This is a genomic window from Phycisphaeraceae bacterium (genome assembly GCA_019454185.1).
Taxonomy (GTDB): domain Bacteria; phylum Planctomycetota; class Phycisphaerae; order Phycisphaerales; family UBA1924; genus JAHBWV01.
Genome location: CP075368.1, coordinates 2121271 through 2136429 on the forward strand (window position 1 = coordinate 2121271; position 15159 = coordinate 2136429).

Here is a 15159-nt window from a genome sequence, read left to right on the forward strand (position 1 = left end):
CGTCGCGCCATGCGGGGGGTGTGCCTGTGCGGCTCAGCCGGTGGATTGCATGGCGGCGGCGATGGCGTTGATGCTGGCGTAGATCGCTTGTCGGAGTCGCTCGAGCCGATCGGGATCGGATTCGGTGCGCGCGCGGCGGAGGAGTTCGACCTGCGCGAGATTGAGCACGTCGGTCCAGGGGTTTCGGGCTTCGATCGCGCGGGCGATGACGGGCTCGTTGTGGAGCAGGTCGGGGTCGCCTGTGATGCTGAGGATCGCGTCCCGGGCGGCGTTGAAGTCGCGCTCGATCATCCCGTGGATGGCCTGGCCGTGCTCGTGTTCGTCGGCGTAGAAGCGGGCGGTGCAGAGGCGGGCGCGGGCCATCTCGCGCTTGGCGTTGTCGATCACGGTCTGGAAGAAGGTCCAGTTGGTGTAGGCGTTGCGGGACCAGTCGAGCTCCTGGGGTGAGAGTTCGGAGAGGGCCGCGCCGAGCCCGTACCAGGAGGGGGCGAGATAGCGCATCTGGATCCATGAGAAGACCCAGGGGATGGCGCGGAGGGCGTCGAACGTGAGATCGCCGCCGGTTCGCGCGACGGGGCGCGACGCGATGGGGAGGCCGCCGATGTGGCCGACGGGGCTGACGGCGGTGAACCAGGGCCAGAATCGAGGATCTTCGATCAGGCGGCGGTACGCGAGCATAGAGCGATCGGCCATGCGCTGGAGCATGCTCGACGCGTCGGGGGGCGTTGCGCGTGCGGCGGGGGTGTTGATCACGCCTCCCTGGTGCGCGGAGACGATCATCGCGCTGATGATCTGTTCGAGGTGGCGGCGTGCGATGGCGGGGACGCCGTAACGGAAGGAGATGACCTCGCCTTGTTCGGTGAAGCGGATGCGGCCGTTGTGGGCGGGCTGGGGCATGGAGAGGATGGCGCGATTGGCTCGGCCGCCGCCTCGGCCGACGGTGCCGCCCCGGCCGTGGAAGAGCCGGAGTTGGATGCCGCGTGCGGCGCAGAGGGATCCGATTCGCTCTTGTGCTTCTCTGAGGGCGACGTTGGCCATGAGGAAGCCGCCGTCTTTGTTGGAGTCTGAGTAGCCGAGCATGACCTCGATGAAGGGGGCTTGGTCGTGGGATTCGGTCGCGCCTCGGGCGTGGAGGTGGGCGAGGAACGCGGGCTCGTTGAAGAGTGTGTCGAGGAGTTCGGGTCCGTGTCGGAGATCGTCGATGGTTTCGAGGAGGGGGACGACGTCGAGCGAGCTTGTCACTCGCCCGTCTTGGGCGCGGTACAGCCCGACTTCTTTCATGAGCAGGAGGACCGCGAGCAGATCGCTGGGGGCGTGGGTCATGGAGACGATGTACGCCTGGACGCTCTGCGGCTCGTGGGCGTGGGCCTCGGCGACGACGCGGAGGACGTCGATGGTTTCGCGCGTCTCGGGGGAGAGGGGTGCGCCGGGTGGGAGGAGCGGACGAGGGTTGGCGAGTTCGCGGCGGAGGATGCTCATCCGCTCGGGCTCGGGGAGGGAGGCGTAGTCGGCGTGGACCGCGCTGAGTCGGAGGAGTTCGGCGACAGCGGACTCGTGCACACGCGAGTGCTGGCGGATGTCGAGCGTGGCCATGTGAAGGCCGAAGGTGCGGACGCGGAAGATCAGGTCGGCGAGCGGGCCGGCATCGGCGCAGTCGCCGAGACCGACCGCGCGGAGGGCTCGGGCGATCTCTTCGAGATCGGTGAGCAGGAGCGACGAGGTGTAGCCCTGGTCGTGGGCGAGGCGGGCCCTGAGCTGCATGATGCGGAGGCGGAAGGGCTCGTGCTGGGCGTGGGCGAGCGCGTCGTGGTCCTGGGTGTCGAAGGCGCGGTCTCTCTCGATGGCGGCGAGAAGGTCGCTAGGGCAGGGCGCGAGGCGATCGGAGACGCTGAGTTCCTGGCGGAGGCGTTCGAGGGCCTCGGCGACCTTGGCGCGAGCGGCCTGCCCGAGCATGGCGATGGTGGTTCGGGTTGTCTGGCTGGTCACTCGGGGGTTGCCGTCACGGTCGCCGCCGATCCATGTGCGGTATCGGAGCACGGGGGGGATGTCCGCGATGGAGACGGGAGAGTGTGAGCCGTGGACGCCCTCGATCGCGTCGGCGATGTCGCGTGCGAGTCGGGGGAGAGAGTCCCAGATGGTTCCGGTGAGAAAGTGGAGACCGTTCCTGACCTCGTCGAGGACGCTGAGGCGTCTGGCCCGGACCTCGTCGGTGAGGAGGAGCATGGTGGAGAGTTGGCGGAGGCGAGAGTCGGCCCGGCGGATGCGCGAGGGTGTGGCGTCGCTGCGGTCGCGTCGGTCGATCAGTTCCGAGACCTCTCGGAGCATGAGCTGGAGACTTCGGCGGCGCGATTCCGTGGGGTGTGCGGTGAGGGTCGGCTGGATGTCGAGGCGGCGGAGGAGGTCGGCGGTCTGGCTCGCGGAGAGCCCGGCGCGGGCGACAGCGTGGATGCCCTCTGCGATGGACTCGGATCGGGGATGCTCGAAGGTTTCTGCGCACTCACGCTGGCGATTGACTCGAACGATGGTGGCTTTCTCGGCGTTGTTGAGGAGATGGAAGCGGACGGTGAGGTAGCGGATGACGGCGAGGATCTCTTCGGTCGAGTGGCCGGAGATGAGGCGTCCCGCCTCGGCGAGCGGATCGCCCTTTGTGCCGGGCGCGCCGTGCGATTCGCAGAGCGAGGCGAGCGAACGGGCGAGGTCGCGTGCTTCGGCGTGCGGCCCGGTGGCGACGGCGTCGAGCGTGCCGGTGACGAGGGCGTAGACGCTTGGCTTTGCGGCACTCTGTTGCATGCCAGATTGTCGCACCGTATCGGGCCGGGGGAAGCGCCGTGGTTCAGATACGTCGCCTCAGCAGGAGGGCGGTCTGGTCGCCGTATGCGCGTTCGATCGCAGCGATCAGATCGAATGCGGGCGAGGCCATGCGAAGGAAGAAATCACGATCGTAGAAGATGTTGGCGTTGGGGCCGGTGCCGAGCGTGCGGCAGGACCAGTCGCCTTCGGCGGCTTGTTCGGAGAAGTGGGCGATGATGTTGGTTGTAAGCCGCCAGTGTGGCGCGTGGGCGATCGTGCTGCGGATGAACGCGCGATCGTGGATTGTCACGTAGAGCAGTGCGCCAGGGCGGAGCACGCGGGCGAGTTCGAGCAGCCATGCGTCGGCGAGATGCTCGATGTGCGTGAAGACGGAACCTGCGTAGACCAGATCGAGCGTCGCGTCGGGGAGCGGGAGGTGGGGCGAAGTGGTGTTGGTGAAGACCTTGAGTGTGTCGCACAGGTTGCGGCGGCACCAGTCCACGGCGATCGGATCGATATCGCACCCCCAGAGGTCCCACCCCGGGCGCGAGGCACGGAGGGTGCGGAGCATGGGGCCGGCGGCGCAGCCGAAGTCGAGCACGCGAGGTGTCGCGCCGAGCCCTTGAGCATGCGGCTCGATCGTACCGAGCATGGAATCGACGTGACGCTGAGCGAGCCGGAGGTACTCGGCGGGAGTCAGCCCGTAGCCGCGCCAGAGTTCGACGGGGGGGATCGGGTATCCGTCTGAGCCCGGTGTGTCGTGCCCGAACGGTCCTCTGAGCGGGATGGTGCGGGTGCGGAATCGGCCCTGCGGTGGCGCGGGGGATTCGGGCGGTCCGAGCACGCCGCACGGGATGATGCGGCGGGGCGCGTTGGGTGGGCCGGTCATGCTTTAGGCCTGTGGGTATTCGCTCTGGTCAGGTCTTCAGGATGACGTACAGGGCGTGGATCAGACCTGGAACGGAAAAGAGGAGTGTCAGGATGATGCTGATATGAGGGGCATGCCGAGGCCCTTCTTTAGGAAGACCGCCAGAGGTGGGAGGAGAATCGCGATGATGACCATCAGGAGGGTGTTTGTCTGCAGGTCGCTCATGTGTCGGCTCCGCGAGTGGTGGGACGTGGAGAGCTTTCGCACAGAAGAGAGTCCGCATGCGACACTCCCGGCGCGCAGCATAACAGGCGTGCCGGGCGTGTGCCAACGATGGGCGGCTCATGGAGGCGTCGGCCGGTGACGAGATGCTCACGCGCTGAGAGACTCCAGCAGGAGGCGGTGGAAATGGTGGACGCACTGCTCGCGCGACGGCGAGTAGCGGCCCTGTGTGTAGAGAGTGGAGCGGACGCCCTTCTGCGTGGCTTCGACGACGGCCTCGTCCTCGCGTTCGACGCGGTCGAGCCCGCTGCCCGCGCCGCGGTCCATCTTGGATCGATCGCCGATGTATGTCAGGAACGAGACCTTGGTGAGTGTCGGAGATAGGGGGCGGACGATGTTGACTGAGAGTCCCCAGGGGTAGAAGTTGAGCATGATGTTGGGGAAGAGCCAGTAGTAGTATGCCGCGATTCGCTTGCCGTGGTCGGGATGTTCAGCGGGGGTTTCAAAGCAGGGGTCCGCGCTGTTCTTTGCGGCGGTGCCGATCTGGAGATTGCACCAGCGGTGGAGATCGGTTTCGTATGCGCCGTAGTCGAGGGCATCGTTCAGTGAGTCGTGCACGAAGGGAATGTGGAGCCCTTCGAGGTAGTTGTCGCAGTAGAGGGCCCAGTTGGCGTTGACGAGATAGTCGCGGCAGCGGGTCGGTTCGAGCGTGAGTGACGCGGTGTCGATGAACGAGAGGCGTTGCCGGATGGGCGCGATGGCCTCGTCGAAGGTGCAGATGGGGTCGAGGGAGCACCAGATGAGCTTGGCGAAGTCCGCGAAGGGGACCCTGGGGAGGTTGTCGCGCTCGGAGGGGAAGTCTTTGCACCCTTCGAACTCGGGCATGTGCTTGAACCGTCCGTCGAGATCGAATCGTCGTCCGTGGTAGCGGCAGCGGAGGGTTGAGCAGACTGCGCCGTGCTCGGCGACGAGATTGCCACGGTGCGTGCAGGCGTTCGAGAGGACGTGGAGCCGGTCGTCGTGGTCGCGCGTGATGAGGAGCGGCTCGTCGAGCGAGCCCTCGAGGAGCGTGACGGGGAGGGCCGTGCCGGGGACGCGGAGGGCGTCGAGGTCGGAGATCGGCTGCCAGGAGCGACTGAAGACGGTGGAGAGGATGCGGGCGTGGAGCTCTGGGTCTCCATAGATCCAGCCGGGGAGGGTCTGGGCGAGGGTGATATCGGGGTGGACATCGGGGAGTTGGCGCGACATGGGACCACGTTATGGGATCGCGGGGGGTGAGTACAAGCGGAAGTTCGGCGACTTGAAGCAGACTCTTTTGTCGCTTGTGCGACAGAAGACGGTACGATGGTGCCCGGTGCGCGTGCGGGCACGGCTCTTGTGGCGTGCTTGTTTCGGTGTGCGCATGAGCGTGCGGCGTTCTGGAGTGCATCGATGAATCGGTGGATACTGGCGGGCATACTCGGGGTGATCGCGCTGATCACGACGGTTGTTTCGGTGCTCATCCAGGGGCGGAGTGCTCTGGTTGAGCTGCTGCCGAACCTCGCGGCCGAGATCGTGGGGCTTGCGCTGACCGTCGCGCTGGTGGACTGGCTGATCGAGCGTGCGAAGATGGCGGACGAGGCGCAGCGGATGGCGTGGGCGATGCTGCACGACATCGACCACGCGGTGTGGGTGTGGCAGGGTGGCCGGCGCGAGTTCCATCTTGATGAGATGTACGCGCTGCTCGACATGGTGCAGGAGCACGAGCCGATCGCGGACTCGACGCAGGAGTTGCTCGCGAACCTGGGTGTCCGGGCGTCGGACAACATCCGGTTGCAGTCGCGTCTCCTGCGCAGGCACAGGAAGCTGAAGGCCGCGATGACGTCGCTCTCGGGGCTGGCGCAGTTGCGGGAGATCAAGCGGCTTGTCGATTCACGTTACGCGGTTGATTCGCTGCAGTTGTCGATCCGACAACTGGCGGAGTTGACCGACCAGGATATCCACCCCGGGCAGTTCGGCGCGGCCAAGGGGCTCCGTGATGCGACGCTCGACGCCCAGACCAGACGCTACCTCGGAGAGCGCGGGATCATGATGTCGGCACGCGCGGCGAGCGAGAAGTCGCCGAGTTCGATCGCCGTGGGGGCAGCGATGTCCGACAGCAGCGGGCCGGGATCCGAGTTCGGATCGGCGGGTAGGATCAGGTAGTGCGGGCCGGGTCTTCCGTCCCTGCAGAGCTTTTTGCATCATTCCTCTGCTTCTTCCCCCACCCCTGCGTCATCCATCGCGTTTCGCTGTATGACACCCCGGGGCCGAGCCCACACCGCGAGCGCCACATGCGACACGTCACGCTCATCACCACGGGCGGCACCATCGAGAAGACCTATGACGAGCAGACGGGCGGACTGGCCAACCGGCGTTCGCTGGTGCGAAGGATGCTCCGGCGGCTGCGCCTCGAAGAGACCTCGATCAACATCGTGGAGTTGATGAGCAAGGACTCACTCGAACTGACCGACGAGGACAGGGCGCGGATCGTGGACGCGGTGCGCACGTTCGGGGGCGAGGCGGGATCGACCCTCGAGACCGATGGGATCGTGATTCTCCACGGGACAGACACGCTTGAGGTCACGGGGCAGTGGCTGCACGAGCGGATCGTGCGTCCGCGCGTGCCGATCGTGCTGACGGGCGCGATGCGTCCATTCGAGATGACGCGCTCGGATGCGCTGCAGAACCTGACGGAGTCGATCTTTGCGGTCGGCGTGCTGGAGCCGGGCGTGTACTGCGTGGCGCACGGGCGTGCGCTCGGGTTCCCAGGCGTGGCCAAGGACCGCCAGCGTCACACGTTCGTCAAGAAGTGAAGAAGTCGGAGATGCTACTGCGCGGGAGGGAGGCCGAGATCCTTGCGCAGCTGGACGAGGTGCTTCTCGTAGGGCTTGTACCGGCCCGTGGACTTGTACAGGGGCTTCCTGACCTGGTCGTTTGATGCGGTCATCGTGATCCGGTCGGACTCATAGAACTTGAGACAGCGCTCGTCCCAGGGGAGTCCGACGAACGAGAGCAGCTCGCGCGTTTTCTCTTCCTGGCGATCGACGAGATCGTCGTAGTGCAGTTCCATGATCGCGCCGGGGAAGAGTCGTTGCCAGTGGCGCATGAGGTCCTCGTGTAGGCGGTACATGAGGGCGATGCTGGAGAGGTCCGAGGCCCACGGGATGGTGTCCTCGAAGTCCTGGAAGTAGTTCGAGACGCAGACATCGATCGGGTTGCGCCGGCACCAGACAACGCGCGAGCCCGGGAAGAGGAGCTGGATGAGGCCGACGTGCTGGTAGTTGAAGGGGTTTTTGTCGGTGAACTTCTCTGCGCCGGGCGCGCGAGCGTTCGCCATGTCGTGGTAGCGGCGTGCGGCTTCATCGACGGCGAGCTGGCTCAGGCGTTCGGGGGAGTGGACCTGTCCGGAGAGGGGGAAGTCCGAGAGGCGCATATCGTGGGCGATCATGATCATGTCGAGCAGCTCGCCCGCGCCGAATGCCTTGGGGTGGCTGGCGATGATCTGCTCGGTGAGCGAGGTTCCGGAGCGTGACATGCCGACGATGAAGGCGAGGCGAGAGCCGGATCGTTTCGCGCGCGGCGCACGGGCGACGGCGTCGGGCGTCCAGGTCTCGAGCGTCCGCTCGGTGGCGGCCTTGGTCATGGGCGCGTTGAAGCGTTTGGGGGACGAGGCGTTGGCGCGTGTGTACGCGGCCCATGCATCGTCGTATCGCTTGGCCTTGTCGTAGAGCGCGGCCAGCCGGAAGAGCGCGCTGGCTCGCGGCCTGTCGCCGACATCGGGACGGTCGATGACAGCCTCGAGACGCCTGATTCCTTCGGCCGCACGATCGAGGTTCGCGCAGAAGAGGCCGAAGGCGATGTCGAGCATCGGGGACTCGAAGCCGGAGGCGTTGGCCTCTTCGATGATTCGGCACGCTCCCTCGGCATCGTCGGCGAAGTAGAGGAGCTCGGCCTTCATCTTGACGGCGGGCTCGTGGCGGGGATCGATCTCGATGGCGCGATCGAGTTCCTTCTGCGCTCGCGCGACCTTGCCCTCGCGTCGCGAGATGAAGGCGAGTCCGCAGTGGAACCTCGGATCATTCTGTTTGAGTTTGACGGCGCGATCGATGGACGCACGTCCATCGACGTTCTTGCCGAGGTACGCCTGGCAGAGCCCGAGGCGGAACTGCGCGTCGGGATCCTGCGGCGCGGCCTTGGCGATCTGGATGAGCGGGCCGAGGGCCTTGTGGTAGTCGCCCTTCTTGTACGCGGCCTGGGCTTCGGCGACGAGTTGCTGGAACTGGGCTTGCATGCGGTTGCTCCTGGCTCGGAATGCATACCGCCCACGACACAGCGGGCCGAGCCGACTCGGCCACCTTCATCGGCTGGTTCTGATCAGCCGTTCATCGCAGTGATCTTGACGCTGGTGTAGCGCTGCCGGTGGCCGGTCTTGCGCGAGTGGCCCTTCTTGGGGCGGAACTTGAAGATGTACAGCTTGTCGCCCTGGACCATGGGCTCGACGATCTCGCCGACGACGGAAGCCCCTGAGACATAAGGGGTTCCGAGCTTTGCGCTGCCGCCGGCTTCGCCGATGACGAGGACCTTATCGAAGGTGATCTTCTCTCCGGCCTTTGACTCGCCACCGTTGATGAGATCGACGAGGATGGTCTCGTCCTTGGTCACCTTGCGCTGGCCACCGGACTCTTCGATGATCGCGTACATGCTTGAAACTCCAAGACTTACGATCCACGCTTGATTCGGGGCGGGTGAGAGCAGCTCACACGTCTTGGTGCCCGTCGGGCTGTGGGGTCGGGATGGTAGGCGTGTGTGCATCGCAGGGCGACTTTGAATGTCTGCTTGCGAGCGTTCTCCCCACATCTTGGGTCGCGATCTTGGTATGCTGGGGAAGTTCTGCGGCGATGCCCGCCGCGGGCGGGAGGACTGCTGCCATGGCTCAACATTGGATCGTGACGAATCGTCGTGTCGAGACGGATCCAAAGTCCGGACGTGAGCGGGTGGTCGTGACGGACTCGCAGAGCGAGCGTCTGGACTCGCTGCCGACGTTCCGGATCGCATCGTTCAGGGACAACGGCCTGCCGGCGACTCCGAGCGCGGCCGATCTTGAGGGGGCGGTGACGTTCCTGAAGGACACCTTCGAGCCGGGGTATGACGATGTGACGAAGGGAACGAAGGCGGAGACGCTGCCGGGCACGCAGCGGATGTTCAAGTCGCTGTACGACACGATGAGCGCGGCACCGGAGGGGAAGGGCGATGTGCTCTTCTTCATCCACGGCTTCAACTACTCGTGGCCGGATGCGCTGGTGCATCTGCACCGGCTGACACAGGTCTACGCCTCGAACGCGCACAGCCCGGTCTCGCAGATCGTCTATTACACCTGGCCTTCGTGGGGCAAGATCCATCGCTACTGGAAGGACCAGGAGATTGCTGCACCTGCGGGCATGGTGATGGGGCGTCTGTTCTCGAAGCTGGTTCGCTTCTATGCAGAGTTCTTCGATCCGGAGAGGCGTCGGGCGCGTCCGGAACTGTGCGGCAAGCGGATCCATCTCACGGCCCACTCGATGGGCAATCAGGTGCTCCGCGAGTTCATGCGTTCGGTGGTGAGCGATCAGTCGCTGAGGCATCCTGTCTTCGGGGAGACGCTGCTGCTGAACGCGGATGTCGAGTGGACCGCGCTCAACCCGGGCGAGCCGATGCACCAGTTGGCAACGTACTCGGATCGCGTTCACGTGTACAACCACGTGAGCGATGATGCGCTGCGTCACTCATCGACGGTGAAGAACCCGGGTGAGAAGCGTCTCGGGCAGCACGGGCCGCAGTCGGTTGACACGAGCATTCTGCCCCCTCGCACGGTCGCTGTCGATTGCAGCGCGCTCCGGCTCGGGGCAAAGTCCGCGCATCCGGCTACGAGCGGGACACCCATGAGGACGAACGCGGCATCGGTGCTGGGCGCGATCTCTGACAGGGCGTCGATCGAAGCGGCGGCGCGGGTGCTCGATCAGCCGAAGTCTTCGATGAAGGAGCGGATGTTTGACCACTGGGGATACCTGCACCGTCCGGAGGTCATCGCGGATATCTGGCAGGTGATGTCGGGGGTCTCTTCGAGCCGCATCCTGGGGCGTGAGCGGCGATCGAATGAGCACCTCTACCGGCTGCTGAACCAGTAGCGTGAGGAATCGGGCGAGACGGGTGGAGGGCGGCGTGCATCTCCCCCACTGCTTGGCCGAGCAGTGATCGGGAGGGTGGCGACTCTGCCTGAGGATGAGCGGCACAGGGCCGACACCGGTCGTGTGGTCGGTGCTATTCTTGGCACACGCCGCGTCCGGCCTGTTGCGGTTCGGGGTTCGCGTCGGGAGGTTCCGCCCGTGGTTCGAATCAAGCGCATCACACCGAGCGACGGCGCGTTGTACGCGCAGGAGGTCGCGCTGCGTGAGCAGGTGCTGCTGAGGCCTCTTGGGCTGGACATCCACAAGTTTCGCGACCTGTTCCCGGGGTATGAGGATCGCTTCGAGCACTTCGTTGCGGTGTTCGATCATCCATCGGGAGAGCGGGTGATCGGGTGTGCGCTGCTCCTGGCTGATTATCCGGAGCGAGGCATAGGGAAGTTGATGCAGATGGCTGTCGATCCGCAGCGCCAGGGTGAGGGGCTGGGGAGGCGGCTTGTGGTCGAGGTGGAGTGCCGCGCGTTCGGCGAGCTCGGGCTTCGCGAGCTGTTCTGCCACTCGCAGAAGGGTGCGAAGGGTTTTTATGAGAAGCTCGGCTGGGCGAGAGACGGCGACGAGTTCTCCGAGGCGGGGATCCCGCATCTGAAGATGAACCTTGTCGCGCCGGATGAGGAAGAGGAAGTCGAGTAAGCAGGCACTGCCACCGAGTGACTAACCCCTTGTGTGGTTTGGGGTTGGGAAACACGTGCATTGTGCGTGGATCGCGGGTACGGGCCTAGGATTCGTCATGCCGTCCTCACAGGACCAACACGCGATGGGCAGGGCTCCGAGAGAGGTGCTTCGTTCGAGCAATCTCCGCTGCACCCGTCAGCGGGAGTTGGTGTACGAGGCGCTCGCATCGACGCACACGCATCCAACGGCCGAGGAGCTGTACGACTTGGTGCGACGGCTGGAGCCGGGCCTGAGTCTTGCGACGGTATACAACACGCTTGAGGTCTTTGTGCGTTCGGGGCTGGCGCAGCGGATTCCATGCCCTTCGGGCGCGACACGCTACGACTCGGACATGCGCGATCATGTTCATCTGACGACGGCGGACGGGCGTGTGATGGACGTGCCTGAGGATCTTGGCGTTCATCTGGTCGATGCGCTCAGCCCGCGTTTGAGAGAGGATCTGGAGAATCGCTTGGGTGTCTCGCTCGGGCGGGTTTCACTCAATCTGGTCGTGCACGGGCTTCCGGAGCGGCTGGGAGCGGCATCGGACGGAGCCGCAGAGAACGCGTAGCGGTTGATCGAGAGCACGTTTTGCGCCCTGTGGCCATCTGACGATCAAGTCGGGTTGGGTCGTGGTCGATAACTCAGAGCGGGGCCGGCAGGCCCCCTCTGGAGCGGTGCCATGCCCGGTGAGATCAACCCCGTCCTCCACACGATCAATGGCGAGAATCGGCGCACGTTTGAGCGATTCTCGGTGAGCCCCGCGTACACCGAGGTCAAGGTGCGCGTCCCTGGAGAGCCCACGCTGCTCGAGGGTCACGCGTATGACATCAGCGAGGGTGGCGTGCGGATGGAGCTCGATCGTGCGATCGAGCCGGGGACATCGATTGTGCTGGAGGTGAAGCTCCCGCCCGGCAATGCGAAGGGCGCGCCGGTCGAGGAGGTGCTGGCCCGGGGGACGGTCATGTGGGCGGACGACGATGGTGTGCCCGGGCCGGTGTTCATGGGCGTGCTCTTCGACGAGTTCGCGACCAATGTGGATCGGGATCGGCTTCTCGGGCGGTTCGCCTCGGGCGCGTACCACCGGGCGGCGTGAGTTCGGGGATTGGTTCGCGGGTATGACGCCGAGTGGGCCTATCGTCAGGGTCCATGTTTGTCGATCGCGCCATTATCAAGGTCAAGTCCGGCAAGGGCGGGGATGGTCATATCTCGTTCCGTCGGGCGAAGTACGAACCCAAGGGTGGCCCCAACGGGGGCGACGGGGGTGACGGCGGGTCCGTCATCCTGGTGGGTGACCACAACGTCAACACGCTGTACACCTTCCGAGGCCAGTATCACTGGGAGGCGGAGGAGGGCGAGCCGGGTCGGTACAAGCAGCAGCACGGCGCGAACGGGAGCGACTGCGTGATCCGTGTGCCGCCTGGGACGCTGGTTTTTGACGAAGAGACCGGCGAGCAGGTCTGCGACATCAAGCCTGATGAGCGCGTGGTGATCGCGCCGGGAGGCCGGGGCGGATTCGGGAACGAGCACTTCAAGACCTCGACGTACCAGACTCCGATGCACGCCAAGCCGGGCGAGCCGGCGGTTGAGCGGACGCTGCGTCTGGAACTCAAGCTCATCGCCGATGTCGGGCTTGTGGGGATGCCGAACGCGGGGAAGTCGACGCTGCTCGCGGCACTGACGCGGGCGACACCGAAGATCGCGAACTATCCGTTCACAACGCTCTCGCCGCAGCTGGGCATCGCGGAGCTTGACCAGGATCGACGGATCGTGATCGCCGACATTCCGGGATTGATCGAGGGTGCGGCGGACGGCGCGGGGCTCGGGCATGACTTCCTGAGGCACATCGAGCGGACGCGTGTGCTCGTGCATCTGCTGGATGTGATGCCCGACAACGAGCGGACGCCAGCGGAGAACTACGACGCGATTCGCGCGGAGCTCGCGGGGTACAGCACGACGCTCGCAGAGAAGCAGGAGATCATCGCGCTGAACAAGCTCGATCTCCTGCCCGACGAGAAGGAGCGGACCGCGAAGGTGAAGGAGCTTCGCCTCAAGCTCAAGCTCGGCAGGGACACGGAGGTTGTCGCGCTCTCCGGCGCGGCGAAGCTCGGGACGCGGGAACTGCTGGAGAAGCTCTGGGAGATTCTGCACCCGCGGGGGCTGGAGCGCGAAGAGAAGTGGGCTCCGGTTTCGGAGGCCGAGTGAGCGATGCCGGTTGACGGGGCTCAGGACGAGTGCCCGTATGTGAGCCGCGGCGGGCTCAAAATGGAGCATGCGCTGCGCGAGTTCGGTCTTGACCCGAGCGGGATGGTGTGCGCCGATCTCGGCGCGAGCACGGGCGGGTTCACGGACTGCCTGTTGCGGCACGGCGCGGCGAGGGTCTATGCGGTTGACACGGCGTACGGCGAGTTCGCTTGGAGACTGCGGAAGGATCCGCGCGTGGTGGTGATGGAGAGGTCGAACGCGTTGCACGCTGCGCCTCCCCGGGATGTGAGCGATGCTGGCGGGGTCGATCTTGTGGTGATTGATCTCGGGTGGACGAGGCAGCGGCACGCGATTCCTGCCGCGCTGCGGTGGATGAAACCAGGCGGGCGGATCATCACGCTGATCAAGCCCCATTACGAGGTCGGGGAATCCGGTGCGCGGGTCGGGGTGACGGTGCTCGGTGAGGAAGAGGCGGAGGCGATCACTGATCGGGTGGTGTCGGAGATGCCCACGCTCGGGGTGAGAGCGATCGCGGTGACGAAGTCGCCGGTGCTGGGCGGCTCTGTGAGTGCAAGGCGGAAGAAAAAGGGCACGGGGAACGCTGAGTGGCTTGTTCTTCTCGAACGCGCGGAGAGCGACTGATCAGCCGCGCCATGCGATGTTGGAGGGCGGCTTCTTGGCTGGAGTCGTGAGTTTGAGTCCCACGATGCCGAGACCGATGCAGGCGAGGCATGCGAACTGGACGAGGTTCATGCGTTCTCCGAAGATCAGGACGCCGGCGATGACGGAGCCGAGTGCTCCGATGCCGACCCAGACGGTGTAGGAGATCCCGAGGGGGAGCACCCGCATCGCCAGGGCGAGGAGGGTGAAGCTCACGAGCATCGCGACGATCGTGTAGACGCTCGGCCAGAGGCGGGTGAATCCGTGGCTCTGCTTCATGCCGATGGCCCAGACGACTTCGAGCAATCCGGCGACGGTGAGGAGGATCCATGCCATGCGTGGATCATTCGCCCGCCATCGATGCCGCGAGAGCGGAGATCACTCGTCGTCGGGCGGCAGGGCGCAGGTTCCGCCGTGCTTCTCGTGGTAGTCCTGGTGGTACTCTTCGGCGGGCCAGAAGGGACCGACATCGGCGACGAGTTGGACCTGCGTGACGATCTTCCTGTTCTTGAATTTGTCGGTCTGCTGGAGCGTTGCGATGTAGGCCGTGGCCTCGTCGAGCTGTCGCTGGTCAGACGCGAAGATGGCGGATCGATACTGCGTGCCGACATCCGGGCCCTGGCGATTGAGGGTAGTCGGGTTGTGGAGTTTGAAGAACCACTTCAGGAGCTCGGCGTAGGTGACGTGGGCGGGATCGAAGGAGACCTCGACGACCTCAGCATGGCCGGTTTCTTCGTAGCAGACCTGCTTGTAGGTCGGGTTCTGGGTCTTGCCACCCTGATACCCGCTGACGACGTTGATGACGCCTGGGATCTGCTGGAAGCGGTCTTCGACGCCCCAGAAGCAGCCGCCGCCGAAGTACGCCTTCTCCATCGCAACGGGGCGAGCCATGGGGGGGAGTTCGGTACCGTTTTCGACGAAGTCGAGCGAGGCGGAGTTGAGGCAGTATCGGAGTCCTGTGGGCGCGGGGCCATCGTCAAAGACGTGTCCGAGGTGGCCGCCGCATCGCTCGCACATGATCTCGACGCGGACCATGCCGTGTGAAACGTCTTTCTCATAACGGATGTGGTCGCGATCGAAGGGCTGGAAGAACGAGGGCCAGCCGGTGCCGGAGTTGAACTTGGCGTCTGAGGAGAAGAGGGGCAGCTCGCAGAGCTTGCAGATGTACGTGCCCTTGAGCTTGTTATCGAGCAGATTGCCGCAGAACGGGGCCTCTGTGCCCTTTCTCAGGATGACCTTCGCGTCTTCGGGTGAGAGCTTGGTCGCGAGTTCGTTGATGCGCGACTCGCCGAGGCGAGAGATGTCGTTGCCTGAGCGCGAGTAGCGCGGGCCTTGTGGAGCGTTCATGTCTGTGCCTTGGGTGTGCTGGATGCCGGCGGTTGCGGGCCGGCCGGCCGTGGCCGTGGAGACGAGCGAGAGGAGCGTACCGCTCGGGCGTTTCGCGGCGGCGATGGACCACGTGACCAGTGCCGCGGCGATCACACAGAGACCAAAGAGAGCGATCGCGGTTCCTGTTCTCAT

At 65.2% G+C, this 15159-nt stretch carries 16 protein-coding genes; 8 read left to right on the plus strand and 8 right to left on the minus strand.

All coding sequences use genetic code 11. The features are described 5' to 3' along the window. Positions 1 to 33: 33 nt before the first annotated feature. The 4 genes from KF838_09050 to KF838_09065 all read right to left on the minus strand — a co-directional run bounded on the left by KF838_09050 (position 34) and on the right by KF838_09065 (position 5128). Entirely contained in the window at positions 34 to 2790 is a 2757-nt protein-coding gene (locus KF838_09050) for a phosphoenolpyruvate carboxylase (protein ID QYK46931.1), read from the minus strand. Positions 2791 to 2833: 43 nt separating this feature from the next. Then, entirely contained in the window at positions 2834 to 3679 is an 846-nt protein-coding gene (locus tag KF838_09055) for a class I SAM-dependent methyltransferase (GenBank protein QYK46932.1), read from the minus strand. Positions 3680 to 3707: 28 nt separating this feature from the next. Beyond that, entirely contained in the window at positions 3708 to 3941 is a 234-nt protein-coding gene (locus KF838_09060) for a YqaE/Pmp3 family membrane protein (GenBank protein QYK46933.1), read from the minus strand. A gap of 89 nt (positions 3942 to 4030) precedes the next feature. After that, on the minus strand, positions 4031 to 5128 hold the full coding sequence (locus KF838_09065) for an aromatic ring-hydroxylating dioxygenase subunit alpha (protein QYK46934.1): 1098 nt from the start codon (positions 5126 to 5128) through the stop codon (positions 4031 to 4033). Between the two features lie 183 nt (positions 5129 to 5311). On the opposite strand from KF838_09065, the gene KF838_09070 reads away from it, so the two are divergent. Beyond that, positions 5312 to 6064 (plus strand): hypothetical protein, encoded by a 753-nt coding sequence (locus tag KF838_09070; GenBank protein ID QYK46935.1) that lies wholly within the window; start codon positions 5312 to 5314, stop codon positions 6062 to 6064. A 128-nt stretch (positions 6065 to 6192) separates the two neighbouring features. Then, positions 6193 to 6714: an asparaginase gene (locus KF838_09075; GenBank protein ID QYK46936.1), complete on the plus strand. Its 522-nt coding sequence runs from the start codon at positions 6193 to 6195 to the stop codon at positions 6712 to 6714. 14 nt (positions 6715 to 6728) lie between these two features. On the opposite strand, the gene KF838_09080 is transcribed toward KF838_09075, so the two are convergent. Together KF838_09080 and rplU are read right to left on the minus strand one after the other, a co-directional pair. Beyond that, positions 6729 to 8192 carry a sulfotransferase gene (locus KF838_09080; GenBank protein ID QYK46937.1) on the minus strand — a complete coding sequence of 488 codons (1464 nt, stop codon included), beginning with the start codon at positions 8190 to 8192 and terminating at the stop codon, positions 6729 to 6731. Between the two features lie 83 nt (positions 8193 to 8275). Further along, on the minus strand, positions 8276 to 8602 hold the full coding sequence (gene rplU / locus KF838_09085; GenBank protein QYK46938.1) for a 50S ribosomal protein L21: 327 nt from the start codon (positions 8600 to 8602) through the stop codon (positions 8276 to 8278). Between the two features lie 245 nt (positions 8603 to 8847). Between rplU and KF838_09090 the strand changes: the two genes are divergently transcribed. The 6 genes from KF838_09090 (at position 8848) to KF838_09115 (ending at position 13620) form a co-directional block, all read left to right on the plus strand. Further along, a complete protein-coding gene (locus KF838_09090; GenBank protein QYK46939.1) occupies positions 8848 to 10065 on the plus strand; it encodes an alpha/beta hydrolase in 1218 nt (405 codons plus the stop codon). Positions 10066 to 10263: 198 nt separating this feature from the next. After that, positions 10264 to 10752, plus strand: a complete 489-nt coding sequence (locus KF838_09095) for a GNAT family N-acetyltransferase (protein QYK46940.1) — start codon at positions 10264 to 10266, stop codon at positions 10750 to 10752. Positions 10753 to 10849: 97 nt separating this feature from the next. Then, on the plus strand, positions 10850 to 11344 hold the full coding sequence (locus KF838_09100) for a transcriptional repressor (GenBank protein QYK46941.1): 495 nt from the start codon (positions 10850 to 10852) through the stop codon (positions 11342 to 11344). A gap of 111 nt (positions 11345 to 11455) precedes the next feature. Beyond that, entirely contained in the window at positions 11456 to 11869 is a 414-nt protein-coding gene (locus KF838_09105) for a PilZ domain-containing protein (protein ID QYK46942.1), read from the plus strand. 53 nt (positions 11870 to 11922) lie between these two features. Continuing rightward, positions 11923 to 12978: a GTPase ObgE gene (gene obgE / locus KF838_09110; GenBank protein QYK46943.1), complete on the plus strand. Its 1056-nt coding sequence runs from the start codon at positions 11923 to 11925 to the stop codon at positions 12976 to 12978. Between the two features lie 3 nt (positions 12979 to 12981). Continuing rightward, on the plus strand, positions 12982 to 13620 hold the full coding sequence (locus tag KF838_09115) for a hypothetical protein (protein QYK46944.1): 639 nt from the start codon (positions 12982 to 12984) through the stop codon (positions 13618 to 13620). On the opposite strand, the gene sugE is transcribed toward KF838_09115, so the two are convergent. After that, positions 13621 to 13974 (minus strand): quaternary ammonium compound efflux SMR transporter SugE, encoded by a 354-nt coding sequence (gene sugE, locus KF838_09120; protein ID QYK46945.1) that lies wholly within the window; start codon positions 13972 to 13974, stop codon positions 13621 to 13623. It lies immediately after the preceding gene. A gap of 42 nt (positions 13975 to 14016) precedes the next feature. Next, on the minus strand, positions 14017 to 15159 hold the full coding sequence (locus tag KF838_09125) for a bifunctional methionine sulfoxide reductase B/A protein (GenBank protein ID QYK46946.1): 1143 nt from the start codon (positions 15157 to 15159) through the stop codon (positions 14017 to 14019).